The 1,667-nt window shown below is 28.1% G+C and carries 1 protein-coding gene; it reads right to left on the minus strand.

The window, feature by feature from the left end; genetic code table 11:
* Nucleotides 1-612: 612 nt before the first annotated feature.
* Nucleotides 613-1,284 (minus strand): tyrosine-type recombinase/integrase, encoded by a 672-nt coding sequence (locus JCM6256_RS09135; RefSeq protein WP_025081367.1) that lies wholly within the window; start codon nt 1,282-1,284, stop codon nt 613-615.
* Between the last annotated feature and the right edge of the window lie 383 nt (nt 1,285-1,667).

Here is a 1,667-nt window from a genome sequence, read left to right on the forward strand (position 1 = left end):
ATGAAAATTATTATTAAAAATAATAATCCGCACTCAGTTAAACTCATCGTTAAATCACAAAATTAATATTTGAATGTTACTAATAATAATTCATGCAATGTAGATAGCAATATGATAATTCTTATTAAAAAAATAAAATTACTACATAAAAGTAGAAATAAGGATATAACTATCATAAACATAATTATGTAAAGTTTGCTTACTTCTATAAATGACTATTTTCACCTAAATATAAATTCTCAAATTAATTATATGGCTTAGATCCATTTACCATAAAATTTAATATTATTAATTTTGACGATTAATTAAATCATTATTGGACTAATAATTCACGTATAAATTGCATACATAATTACACTTACTACATTTATATCCTATTTCATTCTTTCCTTTTCGCCTATTTGTATAATACAACATCTTTGATTAAAGTGATTACTTAAAGCAAACATAAGTTCTAATAAAAAAGTCTTCGCTATTTAAATAAAATTGCGAAGACTTTTTGTATTATTTTCACCTAAATATCAAATTGTAATTCTGTGCACTTTAATGATTAACTATCAATCAATTTAAATGAACTTGATCGTAGAATCGCTCTCTCAGCATCATGAATTTCTATCCAAAATCAACCGTATCCAATAAGTGTTCTCTCTCTTCTTGATCTAACCCTAAGTATCTTAAGGTTTGAGATTGTGATGAATGATTCAACAATTTCATTACTAAAGCAATATTATTTGTTTGCTGATAAACACGGTAAGCACCTGTTTTTCTCATAGTGTGCGTACCAAGATAATCAATATGAAGCTTCTGTCCAATCCCACTCATAATCTTATAGTAGGCTTTACCATCGATGTGTCTTTCAGCATGATTAAATGAAGGAAAAAGCCATTCGCTTGAGAATACTCTTCCATTGAATTTAGAATTTCTCGATCTAAATTTTGATTCAAATACAGCTTCACCATCATGTTTTGGACCATAAAACTTTTGCTGCATTTCTTCTAGCCAATCATAGTAATCCTCCAGCTCACGTTCAACAGGCCGAAGGTAAAGCACATTACGCTTTTTGGTTTTCTTATCAATCGTATAGGCATTCTTTTTAACCCGCCCGTTTCTTTCGTAAACATCACTCTTTTTTAAACTCAAAACATCGCTAACTCGAAGCAACGTTGCTTTTCCAACTTGGAAAATTGTGTAATCACGTAAACCTGTAAATGGTTTATCTTTTAATTCATGCTGTACCGTTTGAAGAACCCAAGAATCTTTAATGGGCTTAACAACTTCTTTCATCATTGATCCTTTCGTATGCGTTATTTACATATATAAATTAAATTATAACGCATATATAGTAATTTATAAATATTGAGCCCTGATATAAAGCTGTTCTTCGTGATCCGCATATACGTCATTTCTCACAAATGACGTATATGTAGCAGGTAAAAATAACAAATATTTAGTTTCTTTGAAGTTGTACTAAAAATGCCGTTTTTTAATATAAAAAACAGTTTATCCTTCTTTGTAATACTAAATATAATTCGAAATCTATTCTTTACTTTTATAATTTTTGTTACGTTACCCATTGTCATGATAGATAACTTAATTAAAAAATAAATGAATTTTATATACGGCTATTTTTGAAAATCACTTTATGAAAGCTTGATAAATCAACGATA

This window comes from Lactobacillus hamsteri DSM 5661 = JCM 6256 (genome assembly GCF_000615445.1).
GTDB classification, from domain to species: Bacteria; Bacillota; Bacilli; order Lactobacillales; family Lactobacillaceae; genus Lactobacillus; species Lactobacillus hamsteri.

Excerpts from the sequence above, each read along its gene's own strand:
- JCM6256_RS09135 (WP_025081367.1), bottom strand. The coding sequence starts at position 1,284 with ATGAAAGAAGTTGTTAAGCCCATTAAAGATTCTTGGGTTCTTCAAACG.